17 protein-coding genes and 1 pseudogene are annotated in these 22829 nt (G+C 66.0%); 12 read left to right on the forward strand and 6 right to left on the reverse strand.

Annotated features, from left to right (window positions below; translation table 11 throughout):
* The first annotated feature begins 11 nt into the window (after window positions 1-11).
* Both ABD301_RS02600 and ABD301_RS02605 read left to right on the forward strand, forming a co-directional pair.
* On the forward strand, window positions 12-6464 hold the full coding sequence (locus ABD301_RS02600; protein WP_344306773.1) for an RHS repeat-associated core domain-containing protein: 6453 nt from the start codon (window positions 12-14) through the stop codon (window positions 6462-6464).
* Window positions 6465-6490: 26 nt separating this feature from the next.
* On the forward strand, window positions 6491-7312 hold the full coding sequence (locus ABD301_RS02605; protein WP_344306775.1) for a C1 family peptidase: 822 nt from the start codon (window positions 6491-6493) through the stop codon (window positions 7310-7312).
* A gap of 12 nt (window positions 7313-7324) precedes the next feature.
* Here the strand turns inward: ABD301_RS02605 and ABD301_RS02610 are convergent, their stop codons facing one another.
* Window positions 7325-9718, reverse strand: a complete 2394-nt coding sequence (locus ABD301_RS02610) for a transglycosylase domain-containing protein (RefSeq protein WP_344306777.1) — start codon at window positions 9716-9718, stop codon at window positions 7325-7327.
* A 519-nt stretch (window positions 9719-10237) separates the two neighbouring features.
* Between ABD301_RS02610 and ABD301_RS02615 the strand changes: the two genes are divergently transcribed.
* The 5 genes from ABD301_RS02615 to ABD301_RS02635 all read left to right on the forward strand — a co-directional run bounded on the left by ABD301_RS02615 (window position 10238) and on the right by ABD301_RS02635 (window position 15751).
* Window positions 10238-11443, forward strand: coding sequence for a branched-chain amino acid ABC transporter substrate-binding protein (locus tag ABD301_RS02615; RefSeq protein ID WP_344306779.1), 1206 nt, complete (start codon window positions 10238-10240; stop codon window positions 11441-11443).
* Between the two features lie 90 nt (window positions 11444-11533).
* Window positions 11534-12484 carry a branched-chain amino acid ABC transporter permease gene (locus ABD301_RS02620; protein WP_344306781.1) on the forward strand — a complete coding sequence of 317 codons (951 nt, stop codon included), beginning with the start codon at window positions 11534-11536 and terminating at the stop codon, window positions 12482-12484.
* Window positions 12481-14187: a branched-chain amino acid ABC transporter permease gene (locus ABD301_RS02625; RefSeq protein ID WP_344306783.1), complete on the forward strand. Its 1707-nt coding sequence runs from the start codon at window positions 12481-12483 to the stop codon at window positions 14185-14187. The genes ABD301_RS02620 and ABD301_RS02625 overlap by 4 nt, the downstream gene beginning before the upstream one ends.
* Window positions 14184-15038: an ABC transporter ATP-binding protein gene (locus ABD301_RS02630; protein WP_279579695.1), complete on the forward strand. Its 855-nt coding sequence runs from the start codon at window positions 14184-14186 to the stop codon at window positions 15036-15038. Before ABD301_RS02625 ends, ABD301_RS02630 begins: the two co-directional genes overlap by 4 nt.
* Window positions 15035-15751, forward strand: coding sequence for an ABC transporter ATP-binding protein (locus tag ABD301_RS02635; RefSeq protein WP_279579694.1), 717 nt, complete (start codon window positions 15035-15037; stop codon window positions 15749-15751). Before ABD301_RS02630 ends, ABD301_RS02635 begins: the two co-directional genes overlap by 4 nt.
* Window positions 15752-15782: 31 nt before the next feature.
* On the opposite strand, the gene ABD301_RS02640 is transcribed toward ABD301_RS02635, so the two are convergent.
* Together ABD301_RS02640 and ABD301_RS02645 are read right to left on the reverse strand one after the other, a co-directional pair.
* On the reverse strand, window positions 15783-16289 hold the full coding sequence (locus tag ABD301_RS02640) for a hypothetical protein (protein WP_344306788.1): 507 nt from the start codon (window positions 16287-16289) through the stop codon (window positions 15783-15785).
* 65 nt (window positions 16290-16354) lie between these two features.
* A complete protein-coding gene (locus tag ABD301_RS02645; protein WP_344306790.1) occupies window positions 16355-17485 on the reverse strand; it encodes a GDSL-type esterase/lipase family protein in 1131 nt (376 codons plus the stop codon).
* Between the two features lie 74 nt (window positions 17486-17559).
* On the opposite strand from ABD301_RS02645, the gene ABD301_RS02650 reads away from it, so the two are divergent.
* Window positions 17560-17961: an ArsR/SmtB family transcription factor gene (locus ABD301_RS02650; protein ID WP_344306792.1), complete on the forward strand. Its 402-nt coding sequence runs from the start codon at window positions 17560-17562 to the stop codon at window positions 17959-17961.
* Window positions 17962-18582: 621 nt separating this feature from the next.
* On the opposite strand, the gene ABD301_RS02655 is transcribed toward ABD301_RS02650, so the two are convergent.
* Window positions 18583-18744, reverse strand: coding sequence for a hypothetical protein (locus ABD301_RS02655; protein ID WP_163567508.1), 162 nt, complete (start codon window positions 18742-18744; stop codon window positions 18583-18585).
* Window positions 18741-18878 (reverse strand): hypothetical protein, encoded by a 138-nt coding sequence (locus ABD301_RS02660; protein WP_163567507.1) that lies wholly within the window; start codon window positions 18876-18878, stop codon window positions 18741-18743. Before ABD301_RS02660 ends, ABD301_RS02655 begins: the two co-directional genes overlap by 4 nt.
* 74 nt (window positions 18879-18952) lie before the next feature.
* Here ABD301_RS02660 and ABD301_RS42275 point away from each other — a divergent pair.
* The 3 genes and pseudogenes from ABD301_RS42275 to ABD301_RS02670 form a co-directional block, all read left to right on the forward strand.
* Window positions 18953-19081, forward strand: a pseudogene (locus ABD301_RS42275) (DUF397 domain-containing protein); the annotation flags it as partial.
* A gap of 64 nt (window positions 19082-19145) precedes the next feature.
* Complete coding sequence (locus ABD301_RS02665; RefSeq protein WP_344306795.1) at window positions 19146-19787, forward strand: hypothetical protein; 642 nt, start codon at window positions 19146-19148, stop codon at window positions 19785-19787.
* Between the two features lie 56 nt (window positions 19788-19843).
* A complete protein-coding gene (locus ABD301_RS02670) occupies window positions 19844-21001 on the forward strand; it encodes a hypothetical protein (RefSeq protein ID WP_344306797.1) in 1158 nt (385 codons plus the stop codon).
* Here ABD301_RS02670 and ABD301_RS02675 read toward each other — a convergent pair.
* Window positions 20998-22104 (reverse strand): FAD-dependent monooxygenase, encoded by a 1107-nt coding sequence (locus ABD301_RS02675; RefSeq protein ID WP_344306799.1) that lies wholly within the window; start codon window positions 22102-22104, stop codon window positions 20998-21000. The two genes, ABD301_RS02670 and ABD301_RS02675, sit on opposite strands and share 4 nt — an antisense overlap.
* Before the next feature lie 94 nt (window positions 22105-22198).
* On the opposite strand from ABD301_RS02675, the gene ABD301_RS02680 reads away from it, so the two are divergent.
* Window positions 22199-22816: a TetR/AcrR family transcriptional regulator gene (locus ABD301_RS02680; RefSeq protein WP_344306801.1), complete on the forward strand. Its 618-nt coding sequence runs from the start codon at window positions 22199-22201 to the stop codon at window positions 22814-22816.
* Window positions 22817-22829 lie beyond the last annotated feature (13 nt).

The following is a 22829-nucleotide window of genomic DNA, read 5'->3' on the forward strand; positions in this document are numbered from 1 at the left end:
AAGGAGCACCCATGCGACGACCTCCGGTCAGTTGGGTCATCACCGTGGCAGTGGCGTTGGTCGCGGGACAGCTGGCGACCAGCGGCGCGGCCGCCGCGGTGCCGCGCAAGGTCCCGGCCGATCAGGCCGCGAGCCCGGTCAGTTACGCGTATGACGCCGCCGGCCGACTGGCCGGGGTCAGCCAGGACTCGCAGGGCGCCGGTGCGTACGACTATGACGCGAGCGGCAACGTCACCGCGATCCGCCGGTCCGATGCGAGCGCGTTGTCGATTTTGAGCGTGGTCCCGGTAAAAGCGCCCACCGGTGCGACCGTGACGATCACTGGCACCGGACTCGCGACCTCCGACACGGTGACATTCGCTGGAACGCAGGCAACCGTCGCCAGCGCGACACCCACCGCGCTCACCGTCACTGTTCCCGATGGCGCGGCCTCAGGTGCCATCACCGTCGACAGCGGCGGTGGTACGGCGACCAGCCGCCAGTCCTTCACGGTGACCGCGCCAGCCGGCCCGCTGTCGGTGACCGGAGTGTCGCCGCAGTCCGGTACGACCGGCACGACAGTGACTATTTCCGGCACCGGCTTTGATTCCTCGACCGCGGTGACCTTCGGCCACGCCCGCGCGCCGGTCACCGCGGCGACCGCGACCTCGCTGACCGCGACCGTGCCGGAGGCGGCCGGCTCCGGTCCGGTGACAGTGGCCAGCGGTAGGCGTACGGCCAGCTCGGACGCGACTTTCGTGGTGGTGCCCACTATCGAGAATCTCTCGGACCTCGCCGCGTCCGGAGTGCTCGCGATCGACGGCACCGCGACGACGGTTTCCCTTACCCAACAATACAAGTACACGTTGCTGCGATTCAGCGGCACGAGGGGCCAGCGGCTCAGCCTCGGCCTCACGGGGGTGGCCAATCCGGCCAATGTCTACCTGGCCGTCTACGACCCCTACGGCGCGACTTTCGCCCGCGGTGAGTACAACCGTGGCAGATGGGGCGACGGTCTCTACGGCTCGTACGACCTGCCGCCGTTGCCGACCACCGGTGTTTACCAGGTCCTGGTCTGGCCGGCTGTCGCCAGCGTCGGCTCAGCGACGCTGACCTTGTCCAGCCATATCCTCAAAACGGTCGCGGTGAACGGCGCCGGCACGGCGGTGACCTTCAGCCGGCCGGGCCAGCAGGCCGAAGTGTCCTTCCCAGCCACCAAAGGCCAGTCGATCGGCCTCGGTTTCACCGGTTTCGCCGCGAACAAGACCGGCACCCTCAGCCTCCGAGAACCCAACGGGGTGGCACTGACCTGGGACAACAGCGGCAGCACCGACGGACTCGCCTATCTGGACGGCGAGGGCCACTTTGACCTGTACGCGACCGAAACCGGCACCTACACCGCGGAGATCACGTCCACCGACGCGAGCACCGGCACCTTCACCATGTACGCGTCGACACCGCAGGCGGCCGGCGCGCTTTCGTTGGGCAGCGCGAAAACCGTCACGATGGGGACGCCAGGGCAGCACGCCCGGCTGACGTACGCGGCGACCGCGAACCAGGAAATCGGCGTCGACCTCACCAACAACACCACGCCGTACCAGCCGTATCTGACCATCACCGAGCAGGACGGAACGGTCCTCTGGCAGAACGACATCAGCGGCCACGCGGACCTGCCACCGCTGCCGGTCGGCGGCACCTACACCTTCGACGTCAGCACCTACTCGACCACCGGCCAGTTCGCCCTCAAGGTGAGTACGCGGTCCGCGGCGACCACCATCAGCACGACCGGCCCGACCGTGGTGGCCAAGGTCGCCAGCAAGGGCGACAGCGCGCAGCTCAAGTTCGCGACCACCAAAGGCAACCCGCTGTCCGTTGGCTTCACCAGCTCGACTTTTCCCAGCACCACCACACTGGACGCGCAGATCATCGACTCCAACGGCGACGAGGAACTTACCGAGACCGGGATCACCTCGACCAGCGAGTTCTGGTTCACGCCGGCGCGTACCGGCCAATACAAAGTGCAGATAACCCCGCATGACGGGAAAAGTACCGGCTCGATCGCGGTCACACTGTCCGCGGAGACGGCCGGTGGGACGCTGGCCACCGGTGTCGAAACGACGCTCTCCGCCAGCCGCGCCGGTCAGACAACCCGCTACACGTTCGCCGGCACCTCAGGCCAGAAAATGAGCCTGGTCTTCGGCTCGTTCACGTTCTATGACGACGTGGGCGTGGAAATCCTGAAGCCGGACGGTTCGGTGCTCCGAGATGTCGGAACCTGGACCGAGGTGGACCTCGACCCGTTGCCCTCGACCGGCACCTACCAGGTCATCGTTTATCCCTACGGTGAAACGGGATCAGCGAACATCCGGATCGCGCCGCGCTCGACCGCGCCGGCCGCGACCATCGGCGGGGCCGCGTCGACAGTGGCCATCGGTGTGCTCGGCGGAGCGGTCGAGATTCCGTTCTCGGCCAGCGCGTCCGAGCGGATCTCGGTCGGCATGCAGGACAGCGACCTCGACATCGCCAACGTGCGGATTATCGCGCCGGATGACACGGTCCTGACCAATGCCGTCAGCCAGGACGACAGTTTCGTCACCGCCACGACCACCAAGTCGGGCACCTACCGGCTGATCATGGCACCACCCAACGGCGACTACGGGTCGGCCACCTTCACCCTGTCCGACCAGATCAACGCGGGCAGTATTAGCCTGAACACAGCGAAAACCGTCAGTCTGCCGAGGATCGGGCAGCAGGCGTACCTGACATTCCAGGGCACCGCGGGCCAGAACCTGATGCTGTCTTTCGCCCACATGACGACGAAATACCGGCCGTACGTGGAGATGGTCGAGCCCAACGGCACGGATCTGATGTGGAGCAACAACGACGACAATCCCGTCGCCATCGGCACACTTCCGGTCAGCGGCACGTACCAACTCAACCTCGACCCGTTCGGTTTCCCCGGCTCAGTCACCGCGACTCTGGGCAACTCGACCCTCAACAACGCGATGGTTACGGCAAACCCGAAGGCCGCGGGAGCGTCTCGGAAGGGCCCGCCGACGCTGCTGAAGCCAACGGCTCACCGGCCCGTCGGCGGCCAGGTCAAGCCGCTCAAGCACGGGCGGCGGCCGGTTCCGGTGCCACCGGTGAACACCAAAGGCCGGCAGACTCCGGAAAGACTGCCGTCCTGCGCCACCTGCTCGACGGGCACGGCGCCACCACCCGGGTCCGCGCCGGTGCCCGGTGGCGGCACCGCCGGCGGTGACCCGGTGGACCTGGGCACGGGGCTGCTGGCCGACACCCAGACCGACCTGACCGTGCCGGACGTTCTTTCGTTGGCGGTGACCAGAAACTACCAGCAGAGCGACGTGGGCATCCGGTCTTTCGGGGTCGGCGACAGCAGCCTCTATGACATGTTCCTTTACGCCCCGAACGGCGCGACCACCAGCCAGCTGGTGCTGCCCGGTGGCGGCCGCATCACGTACCAGCGGATCACCCCGGGCGGCAATGCCGACTACCAGGACGCCGTCTTCGCGGCACAGCCCACGCCGACCCAGTTCAGCGGATCTGTGTTGGTGTGGAACGGAAACGGTTTCGACGTACGACTGCGCGATGGCAGCTCGCTGGTCTTCGGTGAGGACGCGCCGCTGCAGGCGATCCGGGACCGCTATGGCAACACGATCACCATCACCCGCGGTCCGGGCGGCTCCGACGAGCAGGGCGATCCGCTCGCGAACGGGCCACTCAGCCAGGTCACCTCACCCAACGGCCGGTGGATCAAGTTCAGCACCGACCGGCTCCGCCGCATCACCCGCGCGCAGGACAACACCGGCCGATCCGTTTCCTACACGTACGACACGAAAGGCCACCTCGCCACTGTCACCAGCCCAACCGGCGATGTGTCGTCCTACACGTACGACCCGCAGGGCCGGCTGGCGACCGCCAAGGACGGCCGCGGGACGACATACCTGACCGACACGTACGACTCGGCCGGCCGGGTGAGTACGCAGACGCTCGGCGACGGCAGCACCTTCCAGTTCGCCTACACGACCGACGCGGCGGACAAACTCGTCGAGACCAGGTTGACCGACCAACGCGGCAACGTCCGCCGGATGACGTTCAACTCCCGCGGCTATTCCACCAGCGACACCAGCGCTTACGGCAATCCACTCGCGCAGACCATCACGGTCGCGCGCGATCCCGTCACCAACCTGCCGACCAGCGCCACCGACGCCCTTGGCCGTCGTACGGACGTCAGCTATGACCCGTACGGAAATGTCGCCACCGTCACTCAGCTCGCCGGCACGTCGTCGGCGCGAACGGAGAGCTTCACCTATCAGGGTCCTTATGACCAGCTCAGCAAAACGACCGACTGGCTCGGCCGAAACACCGTCTACGCCTACCGAGCCGACGGCGCGCTCACCACGGTGACTGACGCGATGTCGCGAACCGTCACGATCGACAGCGATGCCACCGGCATGCCGATCAAGACCACCGACGCGCTCGGCCACACGGTCTCGTACGGCTATGTGCTTGGCGATCTGGCCACGACCACCGACCAGCTTGGCCGGGTGCAACGGCAGATCGTCGACGCGGCCGGACGGGTGGTGAGCAGCACCGACCCGACCGGCGCGACCACCGCCCTCGGCTTCGACGCGGACAGTCGGACGGTGTCGACCACGGACCCGCTGGGGCAGGCGACGACGATCGCGTACGACGGCGACAACAACGTCACGAGCGTCACCGATCCACGCGGCAACGCCACTTCCTATGCGTACGACGCGGAAAACCGCCGGACGTCGATGACAGATCCGCTGAACCACGTCACCACGTACGGATATGACGCGGCCGGCAACCGTACCTCCCTGACGACGCCGGACGGCCAGCAGACCACGTCGGATTACGACGCGCTGGGGCGGCTGACCACGACGCGGTTCAGCGGTTCCGGCGGCACGATTGGCTACGGATATGACGCCGGCAGCCGGGTCACGTCGATCACGGATTCGGTCAGTGGCACCATTTCCGACGTTTACGACGGCCTCGACCGACTGACTCGTACGACCACGCCGACCGGTCAGGTCGACTACGGATACGACGCGGCCAACCATCGCACCGGCATGACGGTCGCCGGCCAGGCCCCGGTCACTTACACGTACAACGCCGACGGTGACCTGACCAACCAGACGCAGGGTTCGACCAGCGTCACGATGGGATATGACACCGTCGGCCGGCGAAGCTCGCTGACATTTCCGGACGGTGTCACTCAGACGTACGGCTACGACGCGGCCAACCAGGTCTCCGGCATTTCGTACGCGCTGGCCGGTTCCTCGCTGGGTGATCTTTCCTATGCGTACGACGGTGCCGGCCGGGTGACGAGCATGGGCGGAAGTTTCGCTCGTACGACGATCCCGGCCGCGTCCGGACCGGCCACCTACAACGCGGCCAACGAGCTGACCAACACCGGCTACACGTACGACCCGAACGGGAACCTGACCTCGGACGGCTCGACGCAATACACCTGGGATGCGCGCGGACAGCTGGCGAGCACCGCGAACAGCGGCCAGACGACGTCGTACGCGTACGACGGATTGGGCCGCAGGACTGGGAAAACCACCGCCGCTGGGACGACCGGATATCTTTACGACGGCACCAACGCCGTCGAAGAGCTGACCGGTGGATCGGTGTCCGCCTCGATGCTGACCGGCGCGACCGACGAGGTTTTCGCGCGTACGTCCAACGGCGCCACCCGGTCGCTGCTGACCGACGCGCTGGGCAGCACCATCGGCGTGGCGGACGGCTCCGGCCAGGTCAACGGGCATTACACGTACGAGCCTTTTGGGGCGACCACCGAAAGTGGCGACGACGGCGGCAACCCGACCCAGTTCGCCGGCCGGGAAAACGACGGCAACGGGCTGTATTTCAACCGCGCACGCTACTACTCGACGAGCACCCAGCGCTTCCTGAGCCCCGACCCGATCGGTTTCGCTGGCGGCGACACGGATCTCTACGCGTACACCGGCGAGCAGCCGACCGACCTGGTGGACCCGACCGGGCTGAGTGCGCAGCAGTCGCTGGGCCAGGATCTCCAGCAGGCGTGGGACGCGATCTGGAACAACCGCACCGTGATCGAGATCGGCACCGGAGTCGGCTCCATCCTGATCGGTGCCGTCGCGGTCTCCCTTGGCTGGGAAGTCCTCGGCACCATCGCCTTCGGCATCGCGGTAGCGGGTCTTGTGTTGGGAGCCGCCGACACCGCCTACGCGTGTACGCATCACGAGCCCGCCAGTTGCGTCCTCGGGATAGCGGGCGTCGCGAGCGGCGTCGGCGGGATGGCTTTCGACCGCGTTGCGGAGAAGTTCGTCACCGAGGCGGCCGAGCGAGGGGATATGAAGCGGACCGCCGGCTGGGTGTTGGTGAACGTGTGGAACTGGGCGGCGGCCGGGTTCCCGTTCATCGACAAGATCCGCCACAAGCCCGAAGAACACTGACTTTTCGCTGCGGACAAAGGAGAGCCATGAGGACAGCACTGATAGCGGCGGCGCTCGTACTGGCCCTGCCGGTGAGTGCCGCGGCGGCGATCCGTCCGGTCGTACGCCATGGCCACGGCCTGGACGTGTCGGCCGAACGGGCGATTTCGGCGCGTACGAACAAAACGCCGGTCGTGCCACTGGCGAGCCCGCCGGCCAGCTACGACCTGAGCCAGTTCGCGCCGCCGGCCGGCGACCAGGGACCGGTCAACTCCTGCCCCACCTGGGCCACTGGCTACACCGCGTACGGGCTGCTGATGAACGAACAACATCTGACCGGCGCGCCAATGGAACCAATGTATGTCTACGCCCAGATCGTGAAGGGCCGCAACCGGGACACCGCGGTGACCACCAGCCTGGAAATGGAGCAGGACCAGGGAATAGACACCAAAGCCGACTATCCCCAGGGCGATTTCGACTACACCACCCAGCCCACCGCGGCGCAGCGGCAGAACGCCGCCCATTATCGGATTTCCAGCTATAGCACCCTTCCTCTGGACGGCACCCTGCAGCAGGCCATCGAATCGGCGGTCGTCCAGGGCCAGGCGGTGGTCGTCGCCTTCCGGGTTCGGCAGAGCTTCGACTACGTCACCGCGGACGACGACGTCTACTCCCCCGGCGGCGACGGCACCGACCCGGTCACCGGCGGCCACACCGTCGTCGTCATCGGCTACGACGCGAACGGCTTCAAGTTCGAAAACAGCTGGGGCACCGGCTGGGGCGCGAACGGCTTCGCCACCGCGCCTTGGAGTTTCGTCAGCTCAGCAGACGTGGATTCGGTCTACGTACTACACAATCTGATCCACTAAGACGGCTCCTGGTCAGGTGACCCGGCCAGTCGTACGGCGGCGGGCGAACGAGGTGTTGAAGCCGGTGACGGCGAAGGTCGGCGGCTGGATGGGCGGCAGGTGGCCGCCGGGCAGTTCGAAGCCGGCGCCGTGGCCGGTCGGCGGGTTCGCGGACCGGTGCGGCTTGGGCTTGTTCGGGTTGTTCGGGTTGTTCGGGTCGGTCGGGTTCTGGTCCTGACCGGTGTTCGCGGACTCGTCGTCGATGCCACCGGAGACGAGATCGTCCGGCGGGGCATCGAAATTCTGCTCGTCCATGCCGTCGGTGACCCGGGCCATCGTGCTGCTGAAGATGTCGTTGGCGACTCTGGTGTCACCCTGGTCGTAGTCGCCGTGGGGGGTGTCCGGGTCGGTGGAGAACGACGCCCCGGCCAGCTGCGGGACGAAGCCGGCGAACCACAACTGCTTGTTGCCCGGCGTCGAGCCGGTCTTGCCGGCCGCTGGCCGCGGGTCCAGCCGGTCGCCGACGCTGCCGCCGGTCGGACCGAAACCGTTGCTGCAGGAGCCGGTCAGCGGTGACTGGCCAATGGGGCAGCGGGCCGCGTCGGTAGCCGCGTCCGCGACCCCGGCCGGAATCACCTGCGAGCACTTCGGGTTGCCCACGTCCAGCGCCTTGCCGTCGGGTCCGGTGATCGACTGCACCGGCGTGGGCTCGCAGTATTTGCCGTGAGCGGCCACTGTGGCGTACGCGTTGGCCATGTAAAGCGGCCAGGTGTCACTGCCCTGACCGAGGGTGAGCGACAACCGCTGGGCCCGCCCGTTGCCCTCCCGGACGATCTGCGCGAGGCTGTTCACCCCGGTCGGGGCGGCCTTGGTTTTGGCGCCGGGAAAGAACGAGATGCCCACCTTGGCCGCCATCTGGGCCACGTTCGCGGCGCCGACCTGCTGCTCGAGCTGCACGAAATACGTGTTCACCGAGGAGCCGAAACCGGTCCACATGTTCTGCCGGCCGGTCATCCCCTTGCTGGCGTTCTGCGCGCAGTATTTGCCGTCGCAGCTGCTGTCCCCGGTGGCCGGCACATTCGACACGTACGTCTGCGGGGCGTAGAAAGCGGTCGACAGCGGCTTGTCCTGGTTCAGCGCGGCGAGCATGGTGAACATCTTGAAGGTCGACCCGGACGGATAGCCGGTGCTCCGCCCGCCATTGGCTGGATCACCGGTCAACAGCGGGTTCTGGGTGTATTCGGACTGCCGGTCCGGCCCGGATCCCTGCGGTGGGACACCGAAGAGCCGGTTGATGGCCATCGCCTTGATCTGACCGGTGCCGGGTTGGATCAGCACGATGCCCTGCGCGAGCCTGCTGTCCATCGACGTGCCGCGGCTGTTCACCACGTCCTGCGCGATGGCCTGCATCTGGGAATCCAGCCCCAGCTTGATCGTGTAGCCGCCGGTCTGCAGGTTGTTCCAGCGTTCCTCCGGGGTGGCCCCGAAAGCCGGCTGCTGCTCGGCCCAGATCCGCAGGTAGTCGCAGCTGAAACCCCAGTTGTTCCCGGTGGTGATGGAACCGTTGTCGAAGCACGAGTTGGGGGTCGTGTACGGGTGCATCGTCGGCGGATGCGCAAGCGCGTCGGCCAACTGCGGGGCGGTGACGAAGTTCAGGTCTTTCATTCGCTGCAACACGAAGTCGCGGCGCTGCTCGGCCGGCACCGGGTGGGCAGGGTAATACGTTGGGCTTTTGATGAAGCCGGCCAGCATCGCCGACTCGCTCAGCGTGAGTTGGTCGACGGACTTGGAGAAATACCGCTGGGCGGCCTGGGCGATGCCGTACGCGCCGTGTCCAAAGTAGACGATGTTCAGATAGCGCTCCAGGATTTGCGCCTTGCTGTACTGCTTTTCCAGCGCGATCGCGAGCCGCGCCTCCCGCAGCTTGCGGCCGATGGTGACCTCGGTGGCCTGCTGCCGCTCCTGCGGGGTCTTGGCGGCCAGGATCAGCTCCTGCCGGACATACTGCTGGGTCAGCGTGGACGCGCCCTGCGACGCACCGCCGGCCTGCTGGTTGGCCACGAACGCGCGGATGATGCCCTTCAGGTCGACGCCGTGGTGCTCGTAGAACCGGGTGTCCTCGGTGGCCACCACGGCGTGCTGGACGGCGACCGGCACCGACGACAGCGGCACCGCCACCCGGTCCTGCACGTACAACGAGGTGACGTACTTCCCGTCGGACGTCAGGATCTTCGTGGTCTGCGGCAGCTGCACGGTTTGCAGCGTGCTCGGCAGCGACTCGAACATCTGGGCACCGGCCTTGGCGCTCAGGCCGGTGACCGCCACTATCGGGAAGGCGGCGGCAGCCACCACCACTCCGGCAAGCAGGCCGCACAAAAGCAGCGATGCCAAGCTGGACAACAGACCGCGTTTGAGTCCTCGCGCCACCTCGACAGCCTACGTGTCATCGGCCGCCGGCGCCGGCAACCGGTGGATCCGCTCGGTGCCAAGTGTCCGGGACCGGTCCAGTCGAGGCGTACGACTGAGCCACTTGTCGAGCGCCATGGACACCGCGATCGACAAAAGAGAAATGCGGCTCGTACGCGCAACACGCCCGGGGGTAATCTTTTTCCCAAAACGTGGACGCTCTTTAGCGACATTCCATCTCTAGCGGTACAAGAGCGACATTCAAAAGGGTTAGCCGACGTCCTGTCCCTGCCAGGACCCTTTACAGTACGGGAAATCGACTACGGTCCGGCATGTTTCACCCGGATTTCGGCCGGACGTACTAACACGTTAAGGGCGACTGTACTGACACGTTAGGACCAGCCGGACGGCCATTTCCCACGGCAACACTCGGCAAAGAGCGGACGTAGGCCCTGTCGATGGTCTATTTTCGGGCCACCTGCGGCAGGGGAAATCCCGTCCGCTGACATCTGGAGGGGAACCAAAGTGCACCATCGTGTAATGGTCCGCGTGGGGGCGGTGCTCGCCGTCTCGGCGCTGGCACTGACCGCATGCGGCAGCCGCAGCGGCGACAGCGGGTCCGGCAGCACCGGCGGCAAAATCGCCAAAATCGGCGTCATCGCCCCGCTTTCGGGTGACCTGTCGGCTATCGGCCAGGGCATCCGGGACTCGGTCAACCTCGCCATCAAGCAGGCCAACGACGCCAAGGCCATCCCCGGCTGGACCCTTCAGCTCGATGACCAGGACGACCAGGCCAACCCCGACGTCGGCAAGAACGCGGCCACCAAACTCGCCTCCGACAACCAGGTCGTCGCGGTGGTCGGCACGCTGAACTCCAGCGTGGCGCAGAACGTGCAGCCAGTGCTCTCCGCGGCCAAGGTCGCCGAGGTGTCGCCGGCCAACACCAACCCGAGCCTGACGCAGGGCGCCACCTGGGCGACGACGAAAAAGCGGCCGTACGCCAACTACTTCCGCACCTGCACCACGGACGCCGTGCAGGGCCCGTTCGCGGCCCGGTACGTCTACAACACGCTGCACCTGACCAAGGTCGCCACCGTGCACGACAAGAAGACCTACGGCCAGGGCCTGGTGCAGACCTTCACCGAGGAGTTCAAGAAGCTCGGTGGCACCATCGTCTCGGCGCAGACGATCAACCCGGACGACAAGAACTACAGCGCCGTCGTCTCCAAGATCAAGCCGAGCGGGCCGCAACTGCTCTACTACGGCGGCGAATACCCGCAGTCCGGTCCGCTGACCCAGCAGATGAAGTCCGCCGGCCTGTCGATCCCGCTGATGGGCGGCGACGGCATGTACTCCAAGGACTACCTGACGCTGGCCGGCAACGCCGCGCCTGGCAACTTCGCCACCTCGGTCGGCGCGCCGCTGGACCAGCTGCCGGCTGCCAAGAAGTACGTCTCCGACTACACCGCCGGTGGCTACAAGGGTGACAACTCCTCGTACGGTGCGTACGCCTTCGACGCGGCCAACGCTGTTATCGCCGCGCTGAAGACCTCGCTGGCCAACGCGACCGACGCCAAGTCGGCCCGGCAGGCGACCATCGACGCGCTCTCGAAGGTGTCCTTCGCCGGTGTCTCCGGCCAGGTCGCCTTCGACCAGTACGGCGACACCACCAACAAGACGCTGACCGTCTACAAGGTCGACGGCACGGCTTGGAAGGGCGTCAACACCGGGGAATTCAAGGACTAACTCTCGTAGCGAAGGGCCGGGCCACGCGCCCGGCCCTTTGTCCGCCATCAGCGGGAGGCCCCACCAGGGCTCAACCCACGGAGGTCACACGTGCAGGCAGTGGAGCAGCTGCTCCAGCAACTCGTGAACGGGCTGTCGCTGGGCGCGCTTTACGCGCTCATCGCGGTCGGATACACGGTTGTTTACGGCATCATCCAACTCATCAACTTCGCGCACGGCGAAGTCTTCATGATCGGCGCGTTCAGCAGTCTCACGGTGTGGCTGGCGCTGTTCAAGGACAACACCGCTCTGTGGGTTTTCCCGTTCATGATCCTGGCCGCGATCGGCGGTTCGATGGGCGTCGCGGTCCTGATGGAACGCGTCGCGTACCGACCGCTGCGCAACGCTCCCCGGCTCGCCCCGCTGATCACCGCGATCGGCGTCTCGGTGTTCCTGCAGGAGGCCGTACGGCTCTTCTACGGTGACATCCCCGGTTTCCCGGACGCCACCCAGGCGCTGCCGTTCCCGCAGATCGACGTGGTGACCGGTACGCCGATCAACGTGGCTGGCGTGCTGGTCCAGCGCTCGTCCATCTTCACCCTGTCCGCACTGGTGATCTGCACGATCTTCCTCTACTACTTCATCAACCGGACCAAGACCGGCCGGGCCATGCAGGCCGTGTCGCAGGACCCGGACACCGCCCGCCTGATGGGCATCAACGTCGACCGGATCATCGTCATCGCGTTCATGCTGGGCGGCGGACTGGCCGCGATCGCCGGCATCGCGCACGGCCTGATCAACACCAACATCGACTTCCGGATGGGCTTCCTGGCCGGCCTGAAGGCGTTCACCGCCGCGGTGCTCGGTGGCATCGGCAACATTTACGGCGCGGTCGTCGGCGGCCTCGTACTGGGCCTGGTGGAAACCATGGCCACCCAGTACATCCCCGGCCGGTTCGGTGGCAGCGCGTGGAAAGACGTGTGGGCCTTCGCGATCCTGATCCTGGTGCTGGTGTTCCGGCCGCAAGGACTGCTCGGTGCCCGGGTGGTGGACCGCGCGTGACCACCAAACTGGACTCCTTCCTGCAAGCCAGATTCGGGAAACTGGCCTGGCCACTGTCGCTGGTCGGCACCCTGCTCGTACTGCTCGGCGGTTTCATGCGCTGGACGTACGACCGCAGCCTGCTCGGCGACGTGACGCTCTACTTCAACCCCGCTCCCGTGCAGTACTGGGTGATCGCGCTGGGCGCGATCGGGGTGCTGTTCCTGATCACCCAGCGGACCGGGCTGCGCCGTGCGTTGCCGGGCGGGCCGGCGGCCGTACGCGCCACCGCGATCTTCTCGGTGATCGTCGTCTGGATGATGCTCGCCTCGATCGTCATCCAGCTCGGTGGCTTGGTGAACCTGGAGCCGGGCATCGCGGTGCCGGCGGTCGGCTCACTGCTGATGCTGGTGGCCAGCCGCGCGCTGCCGTCCGAGCCGCCAGCCAAGCTGAACTGGAACGTGCCCGGCTGGGCTCAGATCCTGATGATCGCCGCCGCGCTCGCGTTGGCGCTGTTCGCCGGCGCATATCTGCTGAACCAGGACGACGGCTGGGTTTTCGTCGGCTTCATGGTCTTCGTGACCGGGCTGGTGCTGATCTGCCGCGCCTTCGGGCTGCTCGGCTTCCTCAACCACGCGTTCGTCGACTACCGGCGGGTGACGCTGCTCGCCGCGGTGGTCGCCGCCTTCGCCTTCCCGTTCACCCAGAACGGCAGCGACGCCAACATGTCGATCGCGACCCAGGTGCTGATTTTCGCGGCCACCGCGATCGGCCTGAACATCGTGGTCGGCCTCGCCGGCCTGCTGGACCTCGGATACATCGCCTTCCTGGGCTCTGGCGCGTACGTCGGCGCCATGTTCTCCAACTCCGCCTTCGCGACCATCGGCTGGCACCCGCCGTTCCTGGTGGTGATGGTCTTCGGAGCGGTGGTCGCGGCCTGTTTCGGTCTGATCATCGGCAGTCCGACACTGCGGGTCAGCGGTGACTACCTGGCCATCGTGACGTTGGCGTTCGGGGAGATTTTCCGGCTCACCATGAACAACCTGGACGGGACCAACGGGCCGAACCTGACCCATGGCCCGAACGGCATCCCGTCGATCCCGGACCTGAACTTCTTCGGCTTTGACTTCGGCCAGCCGCACACCGTCTTCGGGATCGTGCTGGGGCGCTTCGCGAACTACTACTTCCTGCTGCTGGTACTGGTCGGCGCCATCGTGCTGGCCTTCGCCCGGTTGAACAACTCGCGGATCGGCCGCGGCTGGGTGGCGATCCGGGAGGACGAACGGGCCGCCGAGGCGATGGGCATCAACATCTTCGGCCTGAAGCTGCTGGCCTTCGCCGGCGGCGCGTTCCTCGCCGGACTCGCCGGCACCATCAAGGCCCACCACGACGTTTCCGTCACACCGGACCAATACCAGTTCCTGGAGTCGGCCTTCCTGCTCGCCGCGGTGGTGCTGGGCGGCATGGGTACGGTCGGCGGTGTACTGCTCGGTGCCACGATTCTGAAGCTGCTGCCGGAGAAACTCCGGTTCTTCGCGGACTACCGGCTGCTGCTTTTCGGGCTGCTGTTGGTGGTGATGATGCGGTTCCGGCCCGAAGGCATGATCGCCAGTCGGCGGCGGCAGCTGGAACTGCATGAGGAGGACGAGGAATTAGCGACCGAGCTGGACACTCAGGTGGCCGACACCGAGCTGACGGACCAAGTGGGGGTGGCGAAAGCATGACCGCGCCCGCCCTGCAGAAATCGTCACCGGTCGCCGGCCAGGTCGTCTTGGATGCCACCGACGTCACCATGCGGTTCGGTGGCCTGGTGGCCGTCAACAAGGTGAACTTCTCCGTCAACGAAGGCGAGATCGTCGGCCTGATCGGCCCCAACGGCGCCGGCAAGACGACGTTCTTCAACTGCCTCACCGGTCTTTACAAGCCGACCAGCGGCACCGTGCGGTATCTCGGCAAAACCCTCAAACCGCAGCCGGTCGCGGTCACCCGGGCAGGCGTCGCGCGTACTTTCCAGAACATCCGGCTGTTCGGCAACATGAGCGCGCTGGAAAACGTGATGGTCGGGCGCTATTGCCGTACGTCCGCCGGCGTTCTCACGTCGATCCTGCACGGACCGCGCTACCGACGGGAGGAGAAGGAGACCGTCGAGAAATCGAAGGAGCTGCTCAGCTTCGTTGGTCTCACCGACGTCGGTGACCACCTCGCACGGAACCTGAACTACGGCGACCAGCGCCGGCTGGAGATCGCCCGAGCGCTGGCCACCGAGCCGGGGCTGTTGCTGCTGGACGAGCCAACCGCCGGCATGAACCCGCAGGAGACCGGCGAGGCGACCGACCTGATCTTCGCGATCCGCGAGCGGGGCGTGTCGGTCGTGGTGATCGAGCACGACATGCGGTTCATCTTCCGGCTCTGCGACCGGGTCACCTGCCTGGTCCGCGGCGAGACGTTGGTGGAGGGCACGCCGGCGCAGGTGCAGTCGGACGAGCGGGTCATCGAGGCGTACATCGGCAGCGGCCCCACCCACGCCAACAAGCCGGCCACCGAGAAGTCCCTGGACGAGGAGGCCGGCGCGTGACGAGCACTCCGATGCTGGAGGTCAAGGACCTCCAGGTGGCGTACGGCAAAATCAAGGCAGTCAAGGGAATCAGCTTCACCGTCGGCGAGGGGCAACTGGTCAGCCTGATCGGCACCAACGGCGCCGGCAAGACGACCACGCTGCGGACCATCTCCAATCTGCTGCCGACCGCCGGCGGGTCGATCACGTTCGCCGGCGAGCGGATCGACAAGGTGCCGGCTCACCAGATCGTCGAGCGCGGGCTCGCGCACGTCCCCGAGGGTCGGCACATCTTCCCCCGGATGACGGTCGAGGAGAACCTGCTTCTCGGTGCGTACGCTCGAAAAGGCGCCGTCACCAGCGACCTGGAGAGGGCGTACACCCTCTTCCCGGTGCTGGCCGAACGGCGCAAGCAGGCCGCCGGCACGTTTTCCGGCGGTGAGCAGCAGATGCTGGCGATCGGCCGGGCTTTGATGTCAGCGCCCAAAATGCTGATGCTGGACGAGCCGTCGATGGGCCTGTCCCCGATCATGATGGCCCGGATCATGGACACTTTGGCTGAGCTGCGGCAAAGCGGCACCACGATCCTGCTGGTCGAACAGAACGCCCAGGCCGCGCTCGAGCTCGCCGACTACGGTCACGTGCTGGAGATCGGTCGGATCGCGCTGTCCGACACCGGCGAGAACCTGCTCGGTAACCCCAAGGTCCGCAAGGCCTACCTCGGCGAGGACTGACCGTCTTATGGCCGCCGCTGGATATGCGGTTTCAGCGGCGGCCGAGGGGGCGGGCGTAGATTTCGTGGAACTTGAGGGCATCCAGGGCCGCCGCCACCGCTGGTTGGGGCTGGCCGCAGGACAGGGTGGGGACTGCCGGGGTGATGCCCCGGCCAGAGCCGTCGACCAGCACGAAAGAGGACGTCTGCGGCCGGACGTACGGACAGTGGACGTTCGTCGCCCGCGGCTGCGACGGCTTCTCCAGCGCGGCCACCAGATCAGTCGCCGAGGTGTCGGCCCGCTCCGACACCAGCATCTGCCACTTTCCGTTGCCCGCCAACGTACGCGACGCGATGGAACACCGCAGCACCCACGCGACCTGGAATCCGGCGGGAAGGGACACGCCCTGGGCATCGGCCGGCACGGTCGTACAAACCGTCGTCGGCACGCTGGCCGCTGGCGCGCTGATCGGCAGCGTACGCACCTCCTGAGGTCCGCCGCACCCAGCTACCAGGACCACCATCGCTGCTATCGCTGCTGTCGTCGGGAAGATCCGCACGATCAGTCCACCTCTCGTCGACCTCCCCGCTTCGACGCAGCGCACCGTCCCACGGTTCCCTAAAGTCAGCCGGATGCCGACCCTGTGAGGAGATTCAGGTCGACTTCACCGGCAAGGGCTCGCGCTCCCGCGTCGTTGGGGTGTAGCCCGTCGCCGGAGTCGTACGACCTGGCCAGCCGGTCCGCGTCGCCAGCCTCGGCAACAGCCGCCGCGAAATCCACCACAGGCCACTCAGCCTGCGCTCTGATGGCCTGATTTACGGCTAAGCGAATGTCCTCATTCCCGGACCCGACGAAGTCACCGATACGGCTTTCACCGACCGGGGTGATGGTGCCCAGCAGCGGCGAGATGCCGCGCTCCCGCGCTCGGCGCGCGAGCGTATTGAGTCCGTCGACGATCACGGCGGCGGTTGGCTGCGATTCCCCCAGCAGTTTCGGCAGCGCGATGTCGTTGATTCCGCCCATGACGATGACGTGGGTTGTCTCGGTGACCGACAGCACGTCCCGCTCGAACCGCTCGGCCATCGGCGGACCGAGCCCAGAACGCAGGATCCGGTTGGCGCCCAGACCAGCGTTCAGTACGACCGCACCAGCCGGCAGCAGTCGCTGCAGGTGGTCGGGATACCGCTGGTCCGCGTCGAGCGTGGTGAAGTCACCCCTGGTGATGGAGTCGCCGATCGCGACAATGACCGGACCTTGCGCGGGCGCGTCGACGAGCACGCGGGCGATCCAGTACAGCGACGGCGACGACTGCGCGCTTCGCAGGTGCCGGTCGCTCGTCTGGTTGCCGGCGGCGATTTCACTGGTTCGCTGGGCCGAGTGCAGATAGGTCGCCGGCTCGGTCGTGCCCGCGACGAAGCAGCTGATCGACAGCTCCTCACCGGCATCGACCGGCAGCGGGACCGGATCGCTGGCCGCTGTCACGCCCGGCGCGAGGTGCCAGCGCCCGACGCCATGACGCAGCGCCGGCACGTCGTGCTTTGCTGCTCCGCTGACGACGATCTCGTCGATCACCAGCGGTTGGCGGCCGAACTCGTTGCCGAGAACGATCCGTACAGCCGTCCCGGCCCGCCTCAGCCGGACCGACTGGCGGATCGTCTGGTTGGCAAACGCTCGCGACCGCGGCGGAAACGGGAGACTCACCTCGGGTCCGGCGAGAGCAGCGAGAAACGACGTGGTCCAGACATCTGTCGTCACGGGAACACCCTTTATGTCGATGGATATCGAACAGTACGATAGACATCGATAGATGCGGTGGCTAGCCTTCGCCTGTGAGCAGTGACGACAGACACCCCGCGCCCTCCGATCTCGAGTTGTGCGCAGTGTTGGCCGCGCTGGCTGACCCGGTGCGCCTGCTCGTGGTGCAGACGCTTCTGCCTCTGGGCTCCTCGCCCTGCAACGATCTCCACCATGCCGCTGGACTGACGATCAGCCGCTCGACGTTCTCCCACCACCAGAAGATCCTGCGCGAGGCTGGAGTCATCCACGAGCGCATCAACGGCGCGCGCCGAATTCTGAGCGTACGCACCGAAGACCTCCAGGCCCGCTTTCCCGGACTCCTTGACCTCGTCCTTGCCGACGCCCCGAAAGTCGCGGCCGCACCCACCACATCTCGATTCCACCCAACGAAAGTCGATCCTGGACGCGTACGCACATTCCTGCCCAGACGATGATCCGCGATCGATGGACGTCCGCCGCGCGGACGCGCTGCTGGATTTGGCTACTAGCCGCAGCTTGGGTGATATTCCGGCACCGCAACTCCCGGACGATGACACAGACAACAGTGAAGGCAACCAGCGCACAGCCGACGGCACGGGTGTAAGCGGCGGTGGCACCGACGGCTGCGGGTACGAGCCGTCCACTTCCTCAGCAACTGCAGCGGGTTCTGGTGGTACCGGCCATACTCGTTCACGCAAGCCGGGCGTTGACCTGCGAGTCGTGGTCGGGGCCGGCACGACAAAGACCACTCCATCCCGTTTCCGGATGGGTGCACCTGCAAGGAAAATCTTCTCAGCTTGGGCCGCTTCCACCACCGGTTGAAAACACACTCCGACTGGAAGGTAAGACTTGCCCCAGACGGCACGTACACCGTCATGAGCCCCACCGGACGCGTCTACGTCACCGAGCCACCACCGCCCGGAGAAGACGTCTGCCCACCTACCAGAAACCGGCGACGCGGATCGATCTACCTGAACGACAAGGACGAACCACGCGTCCAGCCGCCCCCCACCCGAAAAACCCACCACCTGGCCAGCCGAACCACCGTTTTAGGGCCGCCGGATGAGTTTATGAGGTCAGGCGTTGGGGTCGAAGGTGGTGTCGATGCCGTTGGCCCAGTCGCGGACGCCGTCCGTACGACCAGCCAGCCAGTCCTTGACCCCGCGCAGCTCGATCGTCTCGATCACGTCCGCGATCTCTTCGTTCCAGGCGCTGAAATGTTCGTCGTCTCCGGTCACTCTCGCACCTCCGTCGCGGAACGGGACCGGACCGCGATGGCCACCAGCGTAGCGAAAAGCCGGCCAGCGAGGGTCGGCGACCGCCCGTTGGACACGGCGTTGACGTCGTTGACACCGATGACGATCATCACCATCCAGCTGCTCCACCATTCCAGCGGCCAGGCAGGCGGAATCCTTCAAGGTCTAGCCACCTCAGGGCGCGTGCGTTGAGGTTGCGGGGAATGTGTGTAACTGCATGCTCGTACGCGACTCGAAACTTGGTGCCCAGTCGCCCATCTTGACGTTCAGTGCTACTGACTGGCAGGCGTTTGTTGTATCTGTTCGTAACGGTATGTGAGCGCCCGGCTCCTTGATACGCTTCTGCCCTAAGCAACACACGCCAACGGGTGGAGGGTTTCTTCGTGGCCAAGGTCATCGTCCCAGTCGGCTTCGACGGCGGACCTCTGTTTGACCGGGACGACAGCAACGGTGCCATCACCGGTCCCGGCACTTTCGAGATCGTCAAGCCAACCGAGATTATCGACCTCACTAGGGACGAGTATCGAGTCTGGCTGCTCAGCTACGCAGATCCCGAGGCCGCGAGCCGCTGCGAGTTCAGCCGGGCGGATCTGGAGAACCTGGCAACCCTTGAGATGGCTGCGCAAGAAGCGGACGGGAATCCCGCCGTGGACGTGTTGGCTGTGGTGGACCGCCTGTTCAAGTACGGGTTGCTGGCCGAGTTTGATCCGGATGGGCCGTCCGGCCTCGAATTCCTCAAGAATCACCGGCTGTTCCCCAGCGGTGACGGACTCGGCGAGAGCGAAGACACGCCAGGCTATTTCCAGGTGGGACGCGAGGGGCGCATCCTCTTGAAGTTGATGATCGATCCCTACGTCGCTTGGCTACAGGGGGCGTACGCGAAGTCGATCTGGGACAACATGATCGCTTTCCGCGCTGATAGTGATGAGGAGCCGCTGCTCAGCGAGCAGAACACGATGCAGATGGTCGCCCAGTCGGTTCCCGGCATCGTGACCAATCGTTGTGGGTTTGTGCAGCCATCATGACTAAATTCAGTCGCAACCGGAATGGCGTCGTTCGAAGTGGCCTCAGTGCCTCCGGTGTGACTGAGAAGAAACAGCAGGATGGGGTTTTTGAGGAGGCTCGCAAGACTGGGCTGAAGATTGCTGGTCTCTCGCCGATTCAGTGGATTTCCACCACGGTGTCCACAACTCTACTGTCCCACAACTACTCCCTTGCGGTTCTCCAGGACACCGCGATCAGAGCGGGCGTCACCACCGCGTTGAGCTCCGCACTCACCTTCGGTCAGACCGTGTTCAGCAAGATCGGTGAGGGGCGTGAAGGCAGCAGGGAGATGGCCAAGGATCGGAAAGCGGGCAAAGACGTAGACACGCCGCTTGACGATCAGGTTCAGCAGCACGGCAAGGGCATTACCTCGCTCAATACCCGCTATCGGCGGACGCTTGAGCTGTTTGGAAAAGTCGTACGCAGCCTCAAAGATGGACAGAAACACACCAACGAGCGCCTCGACGCCGTTGAGGTGTCGATGGGCGACGCGCTCGACCAACGGATCCAGACCGCAGTCAATACCGCAGTCAATGCGGCGCTCGCCGGACAGGAACAGCGGCATCAAACCGAAATCGCCGCGTTGCAGCAAAAGGTCACCATTCTGGAGGCCAATACCGACGGCAAACTGGAAGCCGTCTACCGGCACACCGAGGAGCGGATTGGGGCGGCCGAGCGGCGTACGGTCAGCACTCTCAACGCCCACACTAATCACGTGGGCGCGGAATTGGCTTCGGTACGGGAAGATCTCGGCGCGACGCAGGCCGAAACCGCCGGCAACTCCGAGCTGCTGGGTAAGCACGACGGCCAGTTGCGCGAGCACATCGACCTGATCACCGAGCAGGCGCACCTGACCATGGTCCACGGTCAACGGATGTCCGAGCAGAGCGTGAAACTCCAGGAATACGGCGGAAAACTCACTCAGCACTCGGCCGGCCTGCGGCTGGCCGAAAACGCCTTCCGTACGCTGGACGCAAAAGTCACCGCGAGCGCACCACCACCCGCTCCCCCGGCCGCCCCTGGCGTGCTTTCCCCGGAAGATGCGGCAAAAGCGATGGGCGTGCGGGACGGAGCCGAGCGGCTGCGCGAAAAAGCCCGCGAAACCGCGCCGCGACCGCAGCCACCCCACCAGTCGCCGCCGGCGCAACCACCGCCCCAGCAGCCACCCAGCTCGCACCGGCATCCGACCCGCTAGCGGACCGTGACCGGCAGGGTCCCCGGGTCGTACGCGTAGAGCCAAGCCGTCGCTTTTGGGTAAGCACGGGCGAAAAACAGCGGCATGAAAAGGTTCCGCATTCGCGCCGCGAGGGGGCCGGCGATCTTGGCGTCGGTGTTGGCGGCGGCCATCCTGACCATCTTCTCGGTACGAGTGCGGCGCAAGTGGTCGTACGCCCGCAAACCCGCGGCGACAGAGTCAGCCTTGCGCAGTTGTTGGGCGAGGACAACGGCATCTTCGATCGCCATCGAAGCACCCTGGCCGGCGCCAACTGGATGAGCGGCGTCGCCGACCAACACGGTCCGTCCGTCCTGGTGCCGGCTGACCGGCCCGACGACATGGTGCAGAGTCGAGCCCAGGACTGCGCCGGCTGCCCGTACGATCGGCAGAACGTGAGTGTCCGCGACAAAAACCGTCATCAACTCATCGATCCCGATCGTTGCCAGGTCCGGCGGCTGGGCCGAAGGCACCTGTGCCTGCCACCAAATCGAGCCATCCGGGGCTGGCAGATAAAGGAAAGTGGCCCGCCGGCCGTAGACCATGTTGAATGTCCCGGAAGGCCGCGCAAGGCCGCGCGACACCCCGGAAACGCTGTAGAGACCGGCATAGCTGGGCTCTGCAGCGGTCGCGTCCAACTCCCCGCGATATCCCGACCAGAGCCCGTCCGCGCCCACGACCAGATCGGCGCCGTCGACGACGCCGGCCAGCCGCTGCCCGGTGACGATCCGCGCATCGGCACGTACGGCGGCCTCCCGCAGCACCTCGACCAGATCGCCGCGCATGAGCGTGACACTGTGCAACGGATCGCCGTCCGGACGGCCTCGGGCCACCTCACCGAGCATTTTCCCGTTGCCAGACCACATTCGCTGCAGGGGCACCGAAAAGCCGACCTCCTGCACCTGCGTCAGGCAGCCCAGCGCACCCAGCCCACGCAGCCCGTTCGCGGCCAGGCTGAGGAACGAACCCACCGGACCGGCGGGATCCTCGTACGCCTCAACCACCGTCACCTCCGCGCCGATCCGGGCCAACGCGATCGCGCTGGCCGCACCTGCCACTCCCCCACCAGCGATAACAGCCTTCATCACAGCTCCTGAAATCATATTCACCGAACCTATATTCGCCGAAACTTTGTTCAGTATGATCAGCGGCGACGACAAACGTCAAGGAGGCAATCGGGTGGGCGTACGAAAGGCCAAAGCGGCCGAGACCGAGGCGGCGCTCAAGGAGGCCGCCCGTCGGCTGTTCGTCGAGCGCGGCTACCTGAAGACGAAAATCGCCGACATCACCTCGGCGGCGGGCCGGGCCACCGGCGTGTTCTACGACCATTTCGCCAGCAAGGAAGCGCTGCTCCAGGCGCTGCTGGCGGACATGCACGAGCAGGCCAGCGACGAGTTGGGCAGTCACGAGCACCCCGCCGACCACGACCTGACCGACCGCGCCCAACTGCGCGCCCACCTCGCGGTGCCCTGGCGGCTGATGCGCGACAACCTGCCGGTCATCGTCGCCCTCCAGGAGTCCGCGATGGCCGCCGGATCGCAGTCGGGACAGGCCTGGCAGCGGCTCTCCCAAGACACCGCGGTGCTTCGCGAGCACCTCGACTACCTGCGAGAACGCCGGCATGAACTGCCCGGCGACCCGGCCCTGATCGCGGCCGCGATGGGCGGGATGCTGGCCACCCTCGCGTACGCACTGCTCCCGGAGGGCGGGCCCGACTACTCCGATGACGAAGTGGTCGACACGGTCACCGATCTGCTGCTCCACGGCCTCAAGGGGGCACTACGTCACTTGGAGTAGGCGCATACCGCCG

Source organism: Fodinicola feengrottensis, assembly GCF_039530045.1.
GTDB classification, from domain to species: Bacteria; Actinomycetota; Actinomycetes; order Mycobacteriales; family HKI-0501; genus Fodinicola; species Fodinicola feengrottensis.